Annotated in this window: 17 protein-coding genes and 1 tRNA gene; 15 read left to right on the top strand and 3 right to left on the bottom strand. The window is 58.7% G+C overall.

What is annotated here, in order from left to right; translation table 11 throughout:
• Positions 1–212: 212 nt before the first annotated feature.
• Genes CLV74_RS10010 through CLV74_RS10000 form a run of 3 tightly spaced genes read left to right on the top strand, consistent with a single transcriptional unit; the run spans position 213 to position 3,823 of the window.
• Positions 213–2,672, top strand: coding sequence for an ATP-binding protein (locus CLV74_RS10010; protein ID WP_170108016.1), 2,460 nt, complete (start codon positions 213–215; stop codon positions 2,670–2,672).
• Positions 2,656–3,102 carry a response regulator gene (locus tag CLV74_RS10005; RefSeq protein WP_211299026.1) on the top strand — a complete coding sequence of 149 codons (447 nt, stop codon included), beginning with the start codon at positions 2,656–2,658 and terminating at the stop codon, positions 3,100–3,102. Before CLV74_RS10010 ends, CLV74_RS10005 begins: the two co-directional genes overlap by 17 nt.
• A 4-nt stretch (positions 3,103–3,106) precedes the next feature.
• A complete protein-coding gene (locus CLV74_RS10000; RefSeq protein WP_106264125.1) occupies positions 3,107–3,823 on the top strand; it encodes a hypothetical protein in 717 nt (238 codons plus the stop codon).
• A gap of 76 nt (positions 3,824–3,899) precedes the next feature.
• On the opposite strand, the gene CLV74_RS09995 is transcribed toward CLV74_RS10000, so the two are convergent.
• The gene (locus tag CLV74_RS09995) at positions 3,900–4,529 is read right to left on the bottom strand and encodes a PRC-barrel domain-containing protein (protein ID WP_106264123.1); all 630 of its coding nucleotides are present in this window, start codon (positions 4,527–4,529) and stop codon (positions 3,900–3,902) included.
• A gap of 362 nt (positions 4,530–4,891) precedes the next feature.
• Between CLV74_RS09995 and CLV74_RS09990 the strand changes: the two genes are divergently transcribed.
• The gene (locus tag CLV74_RS09990) at positions 4,892–6,328 is read left to right on the top strand and encodes a methyl-accepting chemotaxis protein (protein ID WP_106264121.1); all 1,437 of its coding nucleotides are present in this window, start codon (positions 4,892–4,894) and stop codon (positions 6,326–6,328) included.
• Between the two features lie 102 nt (positions 6,329–6,430).
• Positions 6,431–6,646, top strand: coding sequence for a hypothetical protein (locus CLV74_RS22560; protein ID WP_146134925.1), 216 nt, complete (start codon positions 6,431–6,433; stop codon positions 6,644–6,646).
• Positions 6,647–6,945: 299 nt separating this feature from the next.
• Here the strand turns inward: CLV74_RS22560 and CLV74_RS09985 are convergent.
• Positions 6,946–7,035, bottom strand: a tRNA-Ser gene (locus CLV74_RS09985).
• Between the two features lie 155 nt (positions 7,036–7,190).
• Here CLV74_RS09985 and CLV74_RS09980 point away from each other — a divergent pair.
• From CLV74_RS09980 to CLV74_RS09950, 7 genes are all read left to right on the top strand, one after another.
• Positions 7,191–8,012 carry a DUF2059 domain-containing protein gene (locus CLV74_RS09980; protein WP_106264119.1) on the top strand — a complete coding sequence of 274 codons (822 nt, stop codon included), beginning with the start codon at positions 7,191–7,193 and terminating at the stop codon, positions 8,010–8,012.
• Positions 8,013–8,182: 170 nt separating this feature from the next.
• Positions 8,183–8,821, top strand: a complete 639-nt coding sequence (locus CLV74_RS09975) for a 50S ribosomal protein L21 (RefSeq protein WP_106264117.1) — start codon at positions 8,183–8,185, stop codon at positions 8,819–8,821.
• A gap of 12 nt (positions 8,822–8,833) precedes the next feature.
• Positions 8,834–9,103 carry a 50S ribosomal protein L27 gene (rpmA, locus tag CLV74_RS09970; protein ID WP_106264115.1) on the top strand — a complete coding sequence of 90 codons (270 nt, stop codon included), beginning with the start codon at positions 8,834–8,836 and terminating at the stop codon, positions 9,101–9,103.
• A gap of 163 nt (positions 9,104–9,266) precedes the next feature.
• A complete protein-coding gene (locus tag CLV74_RS09965) occupies positions 9,267–9,812 on the top strand; it encodes a GNAT family N-acetyltransferase (RefSeq protein ID WP_106264113.1) in 546 nt (181 codons plus the stop codon).
• Positions 9,813–9,864: 52 nt separating this feature from the next.
• A complete protein-coding gene (gene obgE / locus CLV74_RS09960; RefSeq protein WP_106264111.1) occupies positions 9,865–10,911 on the top strand; it encodes a GTPase ObgE in 1,047 nt (348 codons plus the stop codon).
• On the top strand, positions 10,899–12,005 hold the full coding sequence (gene proB / locus CLV74_RS09955; RefSeq protein ID WP_106264109.1) for a glutamate 5-kinase: 1,107 nt from the start codon (positions 10,899–10,901) through the stop codon (positions 12,003–12,005). The genes obgE and proB overlap by 13 nt, the downstream gene beginning before the upstream one ends.
• Before the next feature lie 12 nt (positions 12,006–12,017).
• On the top strand, positions 12,018–13,283 hold the full coding sequence (locus CLV74_RS09950; protein WP_106264107.1) for a glutamate-5-semialdehyde dehydrogenase: 1,266 nt from the start codon (positions 12,018–12,020) through the stop codon (positions 13,281–13,283).
• Positions 13,284–13,285: 2 nt separating this feature from the next.
• Here the strand turns inward: CLV74_RS09950 and CLV74_RS09945 are convergent, their stop codons facing one another.
• Positions 13,286–13,762, bottom strand: coding sequence for a histidine phosphotransferase family protein (locus CLV74_RS09945; protein WP_170108015.1), 477 nt, complete (start codon positions 13,760–13,762; stop codon positions 13,286–13,288).
• Between the two features lie 149 nt (positions 13,763–13,911).
• Between CLV74_RS09945 and CLV74_RS09940 the strand changes: the two genes are divergently transcribed.
• The 3 genes from CLV74_RS09940 to olsA all read left to right on the top strand — a co-directional run bounded on the left by CLV74_RS09940 (position 13,912) and on the right by olsA (position 15,790).
• The gene (locus CLV74_RS09940; RefSeq protein ID WP_106264103.1) at positions 13,912–14,097 is read left to right on the top strand and encodes a DUF3553 domain-containing protein; all 186 of its coding nucleotides are present in this window, start codon (positions 13,912–13,914) and stop codon (positions 14,095–14,097) included.
• A 113-nt stretch (positions 14,098–14,210) separates the two neighbouring features.
• Complete coding sequence (olsB, locus tag CLV74_RS09935) at positions 14,211–14,981, top strand: L-ornithine N(alpha)-acyltransferase (protein WP_106264101.1); 771 nt, start codon at positions 14,211–14,213, stop codon at positions 14,979–14,981.
• On the top strand, positions 14,978–15,790 hold the full coding sequence (gene olsA, locus CLV74_RS09930) for a lyso-ornithine lipid O-acyltransferase (RefSeq protein WP_106264099.1): 813 nt from the start codon (positions 14,978–14,980) through the stop codon (positions 15,788–15,790). Before olsB ends, olsA begins: the two co-directional genes overlap by 4 nt.
• Positions 15,791–15,792 lie beyond the last annotated feature (2 nt).

Raw genomic sequence — 15,792 nt, 5'->3', positions numbered from 1 at the left:
AGTTTGCATTAGCGTACATAAACGACGGACACCTAATGGGCCAATCTTCTTATGGCCAATTGCAGGTTGAGGAAAATGTAGGCGCTCGTTTATTTTTGCAAATCGGTTCATTGGTCGCGCCGCTTCTTCTGCTGCTGTTGGCTGCTTCAGTTTTGTGGGGCTGGTTGCTGGAAGACGTTTTGCTCACCCATTTGGCGATCACGCTGCCGGGGATGAGCACGAATACCGCGATTGCCTTTTCCCTAAGTGCTGCATCGTTGCTGGTGCTTCGGCTGACGCATTTTCGGGTGGTCAGCATGGCGCTTGCATTGTTGGTGGCGGCGCTTGGGGCGCTTCGCGCAAGTGAATACCTTTTCTTTCCTGATCTGAATGTGGATCAGTGGATCTTCGGCAAGTTCAACGATGCCGCCCGCATGGGCGAGTTGACGACCGTGGGCTTTATCCTTAGCGGCGTGGCGATTGCCATGTTGATCCGGCGGCAGACGCGGTTCTTGGGGGTCAGTTCGATCCTGACCTGCGCATTCATCGTTGTGTTCACGGCACTGATGGGGCTGACGGATCTGTATTTCGGCCCTGGTGGGCGCGACGGGAGCATTTCGCTCAGTGCGATGTCCCCAATGACCTCGGTCGGGTTCATGATCCTGATGGCGGGCGTTCTGACAGAGCTGTCCCGCACCACCGTGAAACGTGTCGCAACAGCATATGACACAGGTATCGCAATGCTGGTGTCCCTTGTGGGGACAATCGCGACACTGGTGTTCTGGTATGAACTAGAGCGGCAGGATCGCAGAAGTCTGGATGCGGAGCTTCAGATCGAGGCGCATTTCCTTGCCAAACGCATCGGTCAAGAGATGGAGAACATCTCTGAAAGCCTTGAACGGTTTGCAGGGCGCTATGTGGCGGCAGGGTCATTCGCAGATACCCAGTGGCGATATGAAGCCAGGACCCTTTTGGATGACTTTGACGATCTGAACGTCATTGCGTTGATGGACAATGACTTCAAAGTCACGCGGGTTGAACCCGAGGCACCTTATCAAAAGGCAATCGGCATAGGATTGGAATTCAATCCCGTTCGCGCCGCCACGATCCTTGAGGCTCACAGCAGCCGTGAAACACGTTTGACTTCGCCGTTTGAGATCACAACAGGCGCGACAGAAGAGGTGATCTTCGTGCCGATGTTTGACGGTTACACCTTTGTTGGAATGTTGGCTGCAACGGCGGATTTCAGTCGCAATTTTCCGAACTGGATTCATCCGGCTTACGCACAGTTTGATGTGACTGTTTCCGACGGCGATTTGCCAGTGATGCAGACCGCAGCCGCAAAGGGGCCGATGTCCAGCCTCTTCGTTCAGGCCGACGTAGCTGTCGTGAATCGAACTTGGACGGTTACCCTGAACCCTGACGTCGCATTTGTAGAGGCTTCGCGCAGTCGGGTCCGGATTTTTGCGGTGCCATTGGGCATGTTGCTGACCATTTTGGTGGCGCTGGTGATCAACCGCGCTATTGCCGTCAGTCAGCGCAACAAGATGCTACAGAAAAGCCAGATCAGCCTGCGCGCCCGCGAGATGGATCTGGATTTTCTGGCCCGCCAGCTGGATCTGGTGATCTCGAACACCAATGAGGGTATCCTGTATCTTTCCGACCAAGGCCGTGTGTTGATGGCCAATGATGCCGCGACCCAGATGTTCGCCTTGGGGCACAATGATCTAACCAACTTACTCTTTCGCGATTTGAAGCTGTGCGATGGGACAGGGGCGGAAATCAGTCTGGATTTGCTGAATTGTGCCAAACAAACCGACGACCTGTGCGTCATGGGGAAAGAGCCCAAGCGCTATTACACGGTCTCGGTCTCTCAGGTGAATCGGGGGAATGCGGGTGACAACGGCTATGTTGTCGTGCTGACCGATACAACCCGCCGCCGCGAAAACCAGATCGAGCGCGAAGCCCTTCTGGCAAGGCTTGAGAAATCCAACGCCGAACTGTCGCAGTTTGCCTATATCTGTTCGCACGATCTGCAAGAGCCTCTGCGGATTATCGGCGCCTTCAGCGAGCGCCTGACACGGCATCTTAAAGAAAGCGGACAGTTGGATGACAAGGCGGAAAGTTACTTGGGATTTGTGAATGACTCGGCGCATCGCGCGCAAGAGTTGATCCGTGATGTTCTGGCCTATAGCCGGTTGGATTACGGTGAAATCCAGAACCAGAACGTTGATTTGAACGAGGTTATACAGACCATAGCGCGTGATGTGGCGGCGACCGACTGGGGTAGGGAGGTGGTCTTTCTCAGTGACCCCTTGCCGGTTGTGCAGGTCAATAAAGTCCAGATTTATCAGGTTTTCCAGAATTTTGTCGGAAATGCCATCAAATATGCTAAGAACGAGGGGCCCGTTAACATACGGGTTACCTGTCAGAAACAGGGCGGGGGCTGGTGTTTTTCGGTCTCTGATAATGGCATCGGGATTGCTGAAAAGCACCTGACGTCAGTGTTTAAGATTTTCAAACGTCTTGTGCGATCGTCCGAACGGCCAGGCACCGGCGTTGGTTTAGCAATTTGCAAAAAAGTAGTGGATAATCACGGCGGGCAGATTTGGGTAGAGTCCGCTGTTGGTGAGGGATCGACATTCTACTTTACCTTACCCGTGGAGGAAAAAGATCGTGACAGAGCAGCATAGAGAAGCAGTCATTCTTTTGGTTGAAGACAATGAAGGCGATATCCTGCTGACTCAGGAGGCGCTGCAAGACGCCAAGTTGGCCAATAAAATGCTGATGGCCCGTGATGGGGATGAGGCGCTGGATATTCTTTACCGGCGCAACGGCTTTGAGGATGCCGAACGACCTGATCTGATTTTTCTGGACCTGAACCTGCCCGGCACGGACGGTTATGAGGTGCTGGAGATTATCAAAAACGACCCTGCCCTGAAGGCTATCCCTGTTGTGGTGCTGACCAGTTCCCACGCCGAAGATGACCGCCTGACGACCTATGAGATGCACGCGAACTGCTTTGTGTCAAAGCCGCTAAGTGCTAAGACCTTCATGGAAGTGGTCCGCCAACTCGAGGCATTCTGGCTACAGATTGTGGCGCTGCCCCCCAAGAGACCGTGAGCTTATGACACAGACCAGTGCCGTACCCGTGCTGGCTTTGCCGCAGCCTGAAGAGGCGGATGCAGAGCTGCGTGATGCCCTAGCGATCCTGTATTCCTCGCTGAACCACGATGTGTCCGTTGGCTTGCGCCACGCGGCCTCATTTTGCGAGCTCATGGACGAGCGGCAGGCGCAAACAGAGGAAGAAAAGTCGCTGCGTGGGCGGCAGGTTGCGGCCTCGGCCAGTGACAGTCAGAAAGTGCTGAACATGATGATCGGTCTGGCGCGTGCGGCTATGCGCCAAGAGGCGGCCGCGCCGGTCAACCTGCAAGAGATGGCCATGGCCGCACAGCATGAGGCAGGCACGGACTTTTCGATAGATCTTCCCGAAGGACAGCTAAGCGTGCCGCCCTTGAAGACCCATGATATCCTTGTGTCATTCTTGCTGACGCTGGATGCCCTTGTTGACGACAAGGATAGCCTGTCTGTGCGGCTGGAGGTCGATCAGGATGCGTTGCGTATTGTGGGGCAGGGTGCGTCCGGACAGGTGCGCCCCATCGGCTTGCCGCGCTTTTTCAAGCCCTTCAAGTTCAAGCATGAATTCCCGCCGGGCAAGACCAAACCTGCCATCTTCACGATCAAGCTGTTCGCGGCCTGGATGGGTGGCGCTACTAGCGTGCATTCGTGGCCGGAAGGAAACGGGTTCTGTTTGCAGACCATTATTCCTGCCAAAGCGGCCTGAACATAGCGGCGATATCAGGGCGGAGACGCAAAAAGCGCGCCCCGAAGGACGCGCAATTCCTGCCGTTTGATAGCGATTAGTTGGTCGCTGTTTCCGGCTTTTCCATCATATCCGATGCGTTGGCCACATCGTCGGTCGTGGCGGTGGGCAGGGTGTGGGTGGTTGCGCCCATATCCATGCTTTTGCCGTCGGTCGCCGGAGTCATCGGAGCAGGCATCTGAGGCATCAGATCGGCAATCAGGATATCTCCGTCCACGCTTTCCAGACCGGCCTCATCGATTTCGGGCATCTGCTCCAGAACCTCTTCGTCGGTGGCGACGATCAGGGTGTCTCCGTCTTCGTCCACGCTGAAATCGGTCAGGGGCAGGGCGACGGTGTATTCCCCTAGGCCAAGAAAGCCGCCGATCCCGATCACCGCCGCGGGGCCTGCGGGCTGGCGGATCACATAATCAATCTCGCCCACGTCATTGCCATCGGGATTTTCCACGTTCATGCCAAGCACCTCATCAACGGTCAGCGCCGATAGTTGCATGTCCAGCGCGGCCTCGGGCATCATGGGGGTCGCATCAGCCTGAGCGCCCATGGTTGCCGAGGGCATCGTTGCCTCATCCATTGCGCCGTTGGGCATTTCGGTGTCAGCGGCCATTGCTGCACCGGCCATCAGGGCAATTGCAGTGGTACCGGTCATGATCAGCTTCAGCGACATATCGTTTCCTTTCAGTCTTGCTGCGATGCTGGACCAATGCCCGCCGCCGGAATTGGTTGCCGCAATGCCCGTGCAATCTGAGGAATGCGTGTGAAACCGCCGGTTTCGCTTCGGGCGGGCGGTCGGTTCCCGCCGATAAGGTGCAAACTGCAAGATCACGTGAAATGTGATCGGGAACTTTTTATGCGCCGCATGGCCAACGTGCTATTTCACCATAAGACGAGGGTCGGGTATCCGTTTGTCTTTGCGTCGTGGCCCTTTGGACGCCCTGTCAGATCCACGGAACGCTATAAATAAAAGCATCCGGGACGTTTGTTTAGGAAATATCTGGCAACAGACAAAGGTAAGGGGGCCCGCAAAACATGGTCGAACTCATGCGCATTGATCCTGCAAACAGCACGACAGCGATTTCGGATGCCGAGCGCAATCGGGCGATCTCTGGCATTGCGGAACGTGTCGGTGGCCTGAGTGTGGCGATCGCGCGGATCTCCGGCGAGGTAAATGACACCTCAAGTCGCGCCGCCGAACAGTTGGAGCGGTTTCGCAACATCAGCGACCTTACCTCCAATGCTGTAAATCAGGGCAAGCTGGTCAGCGAGGCCGCTGGCCGGGCCCTTCAGACCACTGAAGAGGCTGAAACCCGCATGGGCGAGACCAGCACCGAACTGACCGGTGTCATGGGCGAGGTTGCCGTGTTGACCGATGAGGTCAACAGGATCAGCGGCCATCTGTCGAAGCTGGCCGAGACGCTGGACCGTGTTGCCAAGGTGTCCCAGCACGTGGCCAGCATTTCCCGCCAGACCAACCTTCTGTCACTGAATGCCTCGATCGAGGCGGCGCGCGCCGGTCAGCACGGGCGCGGCTTTATGGTCGTGGCCGGCGAGGTCAAGGAACTGTCCAATCAGGCGGGGCAGGCGACTTCTGAAATCGGCGATACCATCGAAGAACTGGGCAAAGAGTTGCAAGAGTTGATGTCGCAGGCGGGGCAGGCGTCCAAGCGGGCGCAGGCGATCCGTAGCCAGACAGGCGGTCTGGATGGGACGATCCGCGAACTTCCCACTACCTTGGGGAATGTGCGTCAGGCGCAGCGAGAAATCGTGGATGCTGCCAGCCAGATCGACAGCTCGCTGTATCAAACCCAAAGCGACATTTCCGAACTGACCGTGAATGTCGAGCAGTCCTCCAGCAGTCTTGCCTCCGCTTCGGATGCTTTGCTTGAGATCACTGATAGCTCGGAAGCCCTGACCGGCATGTGTGCCAAGCTTGGGGTCGAGACGGTCGATACGCCGTATATCGAAGCGGTGCAGAAAGTGGCTGCTGAAGCCTCGAAACGTTTTGAGGAAGCGATTCAGCGTGGTCTGATCCGGTCTGACCAGATGTTCGATGATAAATACCAGCCGATCCCGCACAGTGATCCCGTGCAGCATATGACATCATTCACCCATCTGACGGATCAGCTTCTGCCGCAACTGCAAGAGCCGATGCTGCAATTCACTGACAAAGTGGTGTTCTGTGCGGCCATTGACCGCAATGGCTATATCCCGACCCACAACCTTAAATTCAGCCACCGCCAGAAGGTTGGCGATCCGGTGTTCAATGCTGCCAACTCGCGCAACCGCCGTATCTTTGATGACCGTGTGGGTCTGGCCGCTGGCCAAAGCAAGCGACCCTTCCTTGTGCAGGCCTATCGCCGCGACATGGGGAATAACCAGTTCCGCATGATGAAGGACGTCTCGGCGCCGATCATCATCAACGGCCGTCATTGGGGCGGGGTGCGTTTGGCCTATCTGTGCGACTGACCCAAGTCTCCTCCGGTTGGGCATCTGTTAAGACTTTCTTAGTGAATGTCCTTGATGCTGCGTGGCATGACTACACAAGACCACCGGGGTGACGAAATGACGATGGGCCAGAGCACAGGGCATTCGGGTCGGCGGGCATCACCGCTGCCAATGCGCGTTGGCATACATGGGGTAAATGGCGTCGCGCTTGACGCCCGCACGTCATGTGCCGATCTGGATCTGACCCAGCGCAGCTTGCTACGGCGCAGCTACCTGCGCGCCATTGGCGCGGTCGGGTTCGGACTGGGCCTGCTTTGGGCCGCGGGGGCGCTAGGATAGGGCCTTCTAGCCAGCCGCAGTGTTCGTCATATGGACGGGAAATCAGCCAGATAGTGTAAAACAATCGCGTGTTCGGCCAGCCGTGCGGTCTCGTGCTGAGTAGGGCGCATATGTCGCCGCATTGCTCTAAATCCAGCGCGGTAGCCTTTGAAACTGGCTGCCAATGCTGGCCTGTTTAATATCGTAGATACCGCAAGGATACAGCCTGACACGCCATTCTGGTGTGGTCGTCATCTGTGATCTTTGGGGTTTTCGAAACAACCTAACTGATTGTTTCTGAATGCACTTTCAGAAGAAAGTGGCGGAGAGACAGGGATTCGAACCCTGGGTGGGCTTGCACCCACAACGGTTTTCGAGACCGCCCCGTTCGACCACTCCGGCACCTCTCCGCGGGGGTCTGTGAGGCAGGCGTTTAATGAAGCTTTCGGGGGGCTGCAACCACTTTTTGCGAGTTTTTTTGCCGAAGATGAAATTCTTATGAAAACACCCCGTCTTGGCAGGCTAGAGTGGGCCGACTATCTGACCTCTAACGAGAGGAGACATCATGCGTCACTGGTTTGCGCCCGTCCTTATATCATTGGCTTTGGCCACGCCTGCTGTTGCGGCCACTCAGGAAGAGGTCGATCAATTGATGGAATCCCTGCGGGTGAACGATGTTATCAGCATCATGCGCCAAGAGGGGCTGACCTACGCACGTGAGCTGGGGGACGAGATGCTGCCGAGCGGTGCGAATGACCGCTGGATGCAGAGTGTTGGCAAGATTTACGACGGCGAAGCTATGGAAGATACCCTGCGGCTCCAGTTTGCCGACTCGGTCGCGGAAAAGGACATCACCGACGCGATTGATTTTTTCGGCAGCCCATTGGGCCAGCAGGTGGTCGAGCTTGAGGTCTCGGCCCGCGCGGCCTTGCTGGATGATGCGATTGATGAGGCCAGCCGCGATGCGATGTTCCGCGCCATGCAGGCAGAGAATCCCCGTCTGGACCTGATCACCCGCTTTATAGAGGCCAATGATCTGATCGAGGCGAATGTGGCCGGAGCCCTGAATGCCAACTTTGCCTTCTATCGGGGGATGTCCGAAGGCGGAATGATGGCTGACATGCCCGAAGGGGAAATGCTGGCCACAGTTTGGGAACAGGTCGAAGAGGTGCGGGGCGAAACCGAAGAATGGCTCTATTCTTACCTCTTTATGGCTTACACGCCCCTCAGTGACGAAGAGCTTGCACAATATGTGGCATTTTCCGAAGGACAGACCGGACAATCCATGCATCGGGCGCTTTTTGAAGGGTTTGATGTGATGTATGTGGCGATCTCGCGGGCGCTAGGGCAGGGGATTGCCCAGATTCGAAGCGCGCAGGATTTGTAATTGTTGACATTTGGGGGATTCCCCTCGATATACGCGGCTCGTGTCGCACCCGTGCGACCGAAACTGATTCAAACCTACAGCCCCCTGAGGGGCGCGCAGTCTTAGGCGGCAAAAGCCAGTAACACCCGAACGGGCGGCCGACAGACGCGGGATATGACAAGGATACAGCCATGTTTGCGGTCCTCAAGACCGGCGGCAAGCAGTACAAAGTCCAGTCGGGCGACGTACTCAAAATCGAAAAGCTTGCAGCCGACGCAGGTGAAACTGTTCAATTCAACGACGTTCTGATGCTGGGTGGCGAAGCCACTGTGATCGGCGCTCCCTTCGTAGAAGGCGCGGCGGTTCAGGCAGAGGTTGTCGACCAGATCCGTGGCGAGAAGCTGATCCACTTCGTGAAGCGTCGCCGTAAGCACAGCTCGCAGCGCACCAAAGGTCACCGTCAGTACCTGACCCTGGTTCGCATCACCGACATCCTCGCAGAGGGTGGCGACAAGACCGGTGTTAAAGCCGCTCTTGGTGCAGGCAGTGCCGTAGCCGTTGCAGCAGCCCCCGCGGCCGCAGCAGCAGCGCCCAAGAAAGCAGCCAAGGCGAAAGCCGCTCCTGCTGCTGCCGGTGCAGATGACCTGAAAGCCCTGTCGGGTGTGGGTCCCGCTCTGGAAAAGAAACTGCTTGAAGCCGGCGTGACCAGCTTTGCGCAGATCGCGGCATGGACCGATGCGGACATCGCCGAGATGGACGAGAAACTGTCGTTCAAAGGCCGTATCCAGCGTGAAGGCTGGGTCGAACAGGCCAAAGAACTGGCGAAGTAAGGAGAGTACCCCATGGCACATAAAAAAGCAGGCGGTTCATCCCGTAACGGTCGCGACAGCGCCGGTCGTCGTCTTGGCGTCAAGCTGTTCGGTGGCCAGCATGCTATCCCCGGTAACATCATCGCGCGTCAGCGCGGCAACAAGTGGTGGCCCGGTGAAGGCGTAGGTCAGGGCAAGGATCACACCCTGTTCGCGACCGCAGAAGGCACCATCACCTTCCGCAAAGGCCTGAAAGGCCGCACCTTTATTTCGGTTCTGCCTGTGGCGGAGGCCGCAGAATAAGCCGAACCCGAAGGGTGAAGATATTCAGGGGGATCGGCGTCAGCCGGTCCCTTTTTTATTTAAGCCAATTTGTATGGTTTTTGCATGAGGTTGTGTTGCACGGGGAGGGTGTGACCCCATCTCTTGTTGGTTCTGCAATCATATCGGAGGAGTTTGAACGCAGATGTTAGAAGATATTCAGGTGAGTGCGTCTGATATTGATGCTGGACGGTTCGTTTTGCGCCCCCTGCGCAAGTCTGACGAGGGCCCCATCGGCTTTCATGCCGCGGACGAGCGTGTGGCCCGGATGACCAGCGCGATTCCTCACCCCTATCCGCCCGGCGCCGCCGAGGCCTATGTGGCCCGCGCCATGAAGGCCCGCTCTGCCGGAGACGAGGTGGTTTGGGCGATGGACAACACCGCCAATGGCGGCTCTGAGCTGATGGGTGTCATCAGTCTCAAGACGATGGATCGCAATCAGGCCGAGGTCGGCTATTGGGTTGCGCCTAGTCACTGGAATACCGGGGTGGCCTCGGCAGCGGTCAAGGCGCTGGTTAAGGCGAACCCGCTGAAGAACGAGACCTTCTTTGCGCAGGTCTTTCAGGAGAACGCCGCCTCTGCGCGGGTGTTGACCAACTGCGGTTTCGCCTTTCTTGGGGATGCCGAAACCTTCTGCGTGGCGCGCAATGCCCGCGTGCCGATCTGGACCTATAGTCGCCGGCTGGATTGAAGCCGGCGGCCTGACACTGTAACAGGCAGCAAACTGCCAGCGAGAGAGCATCATGAAGTTCCTAGACCTAGCCAGAATCGAAATCCGCTCGGGCTCCGGCGGGTCCGGGTGCGTCAGCTTCCGCCGCGAAAAGTTCATTGAATACGGCGGTCCCGACGGCGGTGACGGCGGGCGTGGCGGCGACGTGGTCGCCGAAGTGGTCGAGGGGCTGAACACCCTGATCGACTATCGCTACCAGCAGCACTTTTTCGCGGGCAATGGTCGTCCAGGCATGGGCAACCAGCGCACGGGCGCGAATGGCGATGACATCGTCCTGCGCGTTCCCGAAGGCACCGAAATTCTGGATGAGGATCAGGAAACCGTCCTGTTCGACCTGACCGAAGTAGGTCAGCGCGTGGTTCTGGCCAAAGGCGGTAACGGCGGCTGGGGCAACCTGCGCTTTAAGACCTCGACCAACCAAGCGCCGCGACGCTCGAACCCCGGTCAGGAAGGGATCGAGCGCGAAATCTGGCTGCGTCTGAAACTGATCGCGGATGCGGGTCTGTTGGGTCTGCCGAACGCCGGTAAATCCACCTTCCTTGCGTCCTGTTCGAACGCGCGTCCGAAGATTGCCGATTACCCCTTCACCACCCTGCACCCGAACCTTGGCGTTGTGGGCGTGGACAACGCCGAATTCGTCATGGCCGACATTCCGGGTCTGATCGAGGGCGCCTCGGAAGGCCGTGGTATCGGTGACCGTTTCCTTGGTCACGTCGAACGTTGCTCGGTTCTGCTCCATCTGGTCGATGGCACCTCGGACACTGTGGCCGAAGACTACCACACCATCATTGGCGAGCTTGAAGCCTATGGCGGCGAGTTGGCCGACAAGCCCCGCATCACCGCGCTGAACAAGATCGACGCGCTGGATGATGAAGAGCGGGCGGAAAAGCTGGCCGAACTGGAAGAGGCCGTCGGCGGCCCCGTCATGCAGATGTCCGGCGTCAGCCGCGAAGGTCTGCAAGAGGTTCTGCGTGCCGTACGCGGCCAGATCGAAGACGACCGTCTGCGCATCAAGAAAGAAGAACAGTCGGACGAGGAAGACACCACATGGCGTCCCTGACCGAGGCGCGCCGGATCGTCATCAAGATCGGTTCGGCGCTGCTGGTGGACAAGACCACCGGCGATTTGCGGAAAGACTGGCTGCTGGGGCTAGCCGAAGACGTAAAGATGCTGCGCGATCGCGGCGCGGACGTGGTTCTGGTGTCCTCGGGTTCGATCGCATTGGGGCGGGGGGTGCTTGGCCTACCGCGCACCGAACTGGCGTTGGAACAAAGCCAAGCCGCTGCGGCCGTTGGCCAGATCCGTCTGGCCCGCGCCTATGAAGAGGTGCTGGCGCCGCACGGGATCAAGACCGCTCAGGTGCTGGTCACGCTGGAAGACAGCGCCGACCGCCGCCGTTACCTGAACAGCCGTGCGACCCTGTCCACGCTGATCGGTTATGGCGTAGTGCCCATCGTGAACGAAAACGATACCGTCGCCACGGACGAAATCCGCTATGGCGACAACGACCGGATGGCCGCGCAGATCGCGGTGACTGTGGGCGCGGATCAACTGATCCTGTTGTCGGATGTGGACGGGTTCTACTCGGCCAACCCGCAGCTTGACCCGATGGCGGTACGCTACGACACCATCTCTGAAATCACGCCCGAGATTGAGGCGATGGCAGGCGATGCGGGCTCTGGCCTGTCGAAAGGCGGGATGAAGACCAAGGTCATGGCCGCTAAGACCGCAACGGCGGGCGGCTGCGCTATGGCGATCACCGAAGGCTCGGTCATGCGGCCCTTGTCGGCGCTGGAGAACGGCGCGAATTGCACGTGGTTCTTGGCCCATAGCGATCCGAAACTGGCCCGCAAGCGCTGGATTTCCGCGATGAAGGCCCAAGGCGTGCTGATGCTGGATGCGGGCGCGGTTGCGGCTCTGAAACGCGGCAAAAGCCTGCTACCAGCGGGTGTCACCAGTGTAATCGGCGATTTTGGCCGTGGTGATCCGGTAGAACTGCGCAGCCCTGAAGGACACGCTTTGGGTGTGGGGCTGACGCGCTATACTGCGGAAGAGGCGCGGGCGATCCGTGGTCACCGCAGCGATGAGATTGAGGCGTTGCTTGGGTATCCGGGCCGCGCGGCATTGGTCCATAGGGACGATCTGGCTTTTTAAGGAGTACAAGCCATGAAGGACAGCGAGAACATTTCCGTAATGATGGCAGAGCTTGGCGCAAAGGCGCAGGCCGCAGCACGGGTTCTGGCTGTTGCTCCAGCCGAGGCCAAGCGTCACGCGCTTGAAGCCGCAGCCGATGCGCTGTGGGCCGCCCGCGCTGAGGTGAAGGCCGCCAACGCCAAGGATATGGAATTCGGTCGCGGCAAGGGCCTGTCGGATGCGATGATGGATCGCCTGATGCTGGACGATGGCCGCATTCAAGGCATCTGCGACAGCTTGCGGGCGGTTGCAGGGCAGGACGATCCGGTTGGCGCGGTGCTGTCGGAATGGGACCGTCCCTCGGGGCTTCACATCCGCAAGGTTCGTACACCGCTGGGTGTCATCGGCGTGATCTATGAAAGCCGCCCCAACGTGACTGCGGACGCGGGCGCTTTGTGTCTGAAGTCCGGCAATGCGGTGATCCTGCGTGGCGGCTCGGAAAGCTTTCACAGCTCGGGTGCGATCCACGCGGCGATGGTTGCCGGTCTCAAGGCGGCTGGCCTGCCGGAAGACGCGATCCAGCTGGTGCCCACCCGTGATCGTGCAGCAGTATCGGAAATGCTTGGCATGGTCGGCGTGATCGACGTGATTGTGCCCCGTGGCGGCAAGGGCCTGGTGGGCCTGGTCCAGCGCGAAGCGCGGGTGCCGGTCTTTGCCCATCTTGAGGGCATCGTTCACATCTATCTGGACGCCGCAGCCGACGCCGATAAGGCGCTGCGCGTCGTGGTGAACGCCAAGACCCGCCGGACAGGTATTTGCGGCTCGGCAGAGTGCCTGCTGATCCACAAGGACATCCTGCCGACTATCGGCACCGATGTGGTGCGTGCGCTGCTGGACAAAGGCGTTGAGGTGCGCGGCGACGCGGCGCTTCAGCAGATCGACGGTGTGGTTGCCGCAACCGATGCCGATTGGGGCACCGAGTTTCTGGACAGCATCATCGCCGCCCGTGTTGTCGGTGATGAGGATGAGGCGATCACCTACATCAGCGATCACCACTCGCAGCATACCGACTGCATTATCACCGAAGATGACGGCGCAGCGGCCGAGTTCTTTGCCCGTCTGGATAGCGCGATCCTGATGCGTAACGCCTCGACCCAGTTCGCGGATGGGGGCGAGTTCGGCATGGGTGCCGAGATCGGTATTGCGACCGGCAAGATGCATGCGCGCGGCCCCGTGGGGGCCGAGCAACTGACCAGCTTTAAATATCTGGTTGAAGGGGACGGAACCATCCGTCCCTAAGCTTAGAACCGAATGGTGATGCCGGTTTCATCGTGACTTGGGTCAATGGTGCGACCGGCGTCCTCGGCAGCAAAGGGCGCTAGGCCGAAATGGACCTGCGCAGGCGTCAGTGTCACGCCGATGTCGGTCTGCCGCAGCGTATCCCACAGTCCATCGTCCAGCTGTTTGGTGACGCCTTCGGCGCACAAGAGCCAGCCATCCTCGGTTTCGCTGATCCGGACGGTGCCGCCATAGGGCAGGGCGGCCTCTGCACACATCAGCAGCAGGAACGCCAGCTTGACTATCGGGCGCAGCGAATCCGTCTCAACAGCCCATTCGACCCGCAAACGGCTGCCTTTATACATGCCCGCCAGCACTCTGCGCACCTCTGACGGGGCGACGTATTGTTTGTTGCTGCTGATCCCGAAGGCCACGCGGTAGAACTGAATCTTGTAATTCGCGCTTTCCACGCTTTCGGAAATCAAAGCAAGTTCAGGCATTGCGCCTGTCGGTCCCATCCCAAGCAGTTCGACGCCGTTGCATACGGCGCCAATCGGTGAGATGAGGTCATGGCATAAGCGCGACCCAAGCAAGTTCGCTAGGTCTTTCGGGCTGTGCCGCATATCCATCCTCCAGTTATGAGGGCCTTATGAGCGATTTGAATGCCTTTCTGGAACCGGGCGCCATCGTCCGCCATCCCCAACAGCCTGAGTGGGGGCTGGGTCAGGTTCAATCGAATGTGAACGGACGGGTCACGGTAAACTTCCGCGAAGAGGGCAAAGTCGTCATAGATTCTTCTCGTGTTGCCCTTCTACCCGTATACAATGAATCTTAATCATTCATTACCCACTTGAAGTAACTATACTTTTGCACTTTTCCCGCCTTTGAATTGCGCCACCGCCAGAGGTGGACTAAACCGTCGGGAAGAGACCTGGGTAGGAGTGTAGGGTGACCAATTCTCCGGAATTCGCCGTGAGGCTGGCCGCATCCGATGAGGATCTGCGTCAAGCGCAAGCGCTGCGCTATCAGGTCTTCGTCCAAGAGCTTGGTGCAGGTGGTCCCGATGTGGACCATGATGCGGGGCTTGAGCGTGATGCCTTCGATACCGTCACCGACCATCTGTTGCTTGAGGATTTGTCCCGTCCCGAAGGTGCCCGTGTGGTGGCGGTCTACCGTCTGCTGCGCGACGACCAGATGCCAGCCGCGGGGCGCTATTACACCGAAGGCGAATACGATCTGACGGTACTGAAGACCAGCGGTCGGCGGCTGATGGAGCTGGGGCGGTCGTGTCTGCACAAGGACTATCGTGGCGGCGCAGCCATGCTGCATATGTGGAACGGTCTGGCCGATTATGTAGCCCGCCACGGGGTCGAAGTGATGTTCGGCACGGCCAGCTTTCACGGCACCGATATCGCAGCTCTGGCGCAGCCTCTGTCGCTGTTACACGCCCGCCATCTTGCCTCGCCCGAATTGCGGGTGCGCGCCGTGCCGGACCATTACCAACGCATGGATTTGGTCCCCGAAGACCAGTTGGACCGTAAGGCCGCTATGCTGGCCGTGCCCCAGTTGATCAAGGCATATCTGCGGCTAGGGGGCGTGGTCGGGGACGGAGCCTTTGTGGATCACACCTTCAACACCACCGACGTATGCCTTGTTATGGACACCGCCCGCCTGAGCGCGACCCAGAAATCCATCTACGCCAAAGGCATGAACCGATGAGCGTGACATGGACGTCGGATTCGCCCCCGCCGGTTGAGCCGATCACCTTTCGCGGCTGGCTGCGCGTCCTGCGGCGCGGCGTGCCCTTCGGGATTGTGGTGGGCCTCGGGCTGATCCTGACTCTGATCCTGCGCCTGATCGAGGCGCCATTGTTCGGCCAACGCCGCCCCATAACGCCCTACATCACCCGCGCCGTTTGCATGGCAGTGTTCCCGATTATCGGTATGGGCTTCCGGATGAACGGCCAGCCTGCCAAAGGGCGCGTGGCGGTGGTCGCCAATCACGCCAGCTGGCTGGATATCTTTGCCCTGAACGCCCGACAGCGGATCTACTTTGTCTCTAAGTCCGAAGTTGCCGCGTGGCCCGGTATTGGCTGGCTGGCGCGCGCCACCGGCACGGTCTTCATCAGTCGCGACCGTAAAGACGCCAAGCGTCAGTCCGAGATATTCTCGTGGCGCCTGAGCCACGGCCATAGGCTGTTGTTTTTTCCAGAGGGAACCTCGACCGACACCCTGCGGGTTTTGCCTTTTAAAACAACGCTCTTCCAGCCGTTCTTTGCAGATGATCTCAGGGGTATCCTCAAGGTCCAGCCTGTATCGCTGCACTACTTTGCACCATCGGAAAAAGACCCGCGGTTTTATGGCTGGTGGGGCGATATGGATTTCGGATCGCACCTCTTGCAGGTGCTTGCAGCCCCCCGTCAGGGCCGGGTCGAGGTGACCTATCACCCTGCCGTTTCCGTCAAAGATTTCGATGACCGGAAAGCGTTGGCGCGCCACTGCGAAGAAACTGTGCGGCGCGCCTTCTGATC

The sequence above is a fragment of the Donghicola tyrosinivorans genome, from assembly GCF_003003355.1.
Classification (GTDB): Bacteria; Pseudomonadota; Alphaproteobacteria; order Rhodobacterales; family Rhodobacteraceae; genus Donghicola; species Donghicola tyrosinivorans.
Note: the sequence above shows the minus strand (reverse complement) of the source record. Positions and strands in the feature narration are given on the sequence as shown.

Coding starts and splice junctions, on each gene's coding strand:
- CLV74_RS10010 (WP_170108016.1), top strand. CDS start 213: ATGAGCACGAATACCGCGATTGCCTTTTCCCTAAGTGCTGCATCGTTG.
- CLV74_RS10000 (WP_106264125.1), top strand. CDS start 3,107: ATGACACAGACCAGTGCCGTACCCGTGCTGGCTTTGCCGCAGCCTGAA.
- CLV74_RS09995 (WP_106264123.1), bottom strand. CDS start 4,529: ATGTCGCTGAAGCTGATCATGACCGGTACCACTGCAATTGCCCTGATG.
- CLV74_RS09990 (WP_106264121.1), top strand. CDS start 4,892: ATGGTCGAACTCATGCGCATTGATCCTGCAAACAGCACGACAGCGATT.
- CLV74_RS22560 (WP_146134925.1), top strand. CDS start 6,431: ATGGGCCAGAGCACAGGGCATTCGGGTCGGCGGGCATCACCGCTGCCA.
- CLV74_RS09980 (WP_106264119.1), top strand. CDS start 7,191: ATGCGTCACTGGTTTGCGCCCGTCCTTATATCATTGGCTTTGGCCACG.
- CLV74_RS09975 (WP_106264117.1), top strand. CDS start 8,183: ATGTTTGCGGTCCTCAAGACCGGCGGCAAGCAGTACAAAGTCCAGTCG.
- rpmA (WP_106264115.1), top strand. CDS start 8,834: ATGGCACATAAAAAAGCAGGCGGTTCATCCCGTAACGGTCGCGACAGC.
- CLV74_RS09965 (WP_106264113.1), top strand. CDS start 9,267: ATGTTAGAAGATATTCAGGTGAGTGCGTCTGATATTGATGCTGGACGG.
- obgE (WP_106264111.1), top strand. CDS start 9,865: ATGAAGTTCCTAGACCTAGCCAGAATCGAAATCCGCTCGGGCTCCGGC.
- proB (WP_106264109.1), top strand. CDS start 10,899: ATGGCGTCCCTGACCGAGGCGCGCCGGATCGTCATCAAGATCGGTTCG.
- CLV74_RS09950 (WP_106264107.1), top strand. CDS start 12,018: ATGAAGGACAGCGAGAACATTTCCGTAATGATGGCAGAGCTTGGCGCA.
- CLV74_RS09945 (WP_170108015.1), bottom strand. CDS start 13,762: ATGCCTGAACTTGCTTTGATTTCCGAAAGCGTGGAAAGCGCGAATTAC.
- CLV74_RS09940 (WP_106264103.1), top strand. CDS start 13,912: ATGAGCGATTTGAATGCCTTTCTGGAACCGGGCGCCATCGTCCGCCAT.
- olsA (WP_106264099.1), top strand. CDS start 14,978: ATGAGCGTGACATGGACGTCGGATTCGCCCCCGCCGGTTGAGCCGATC.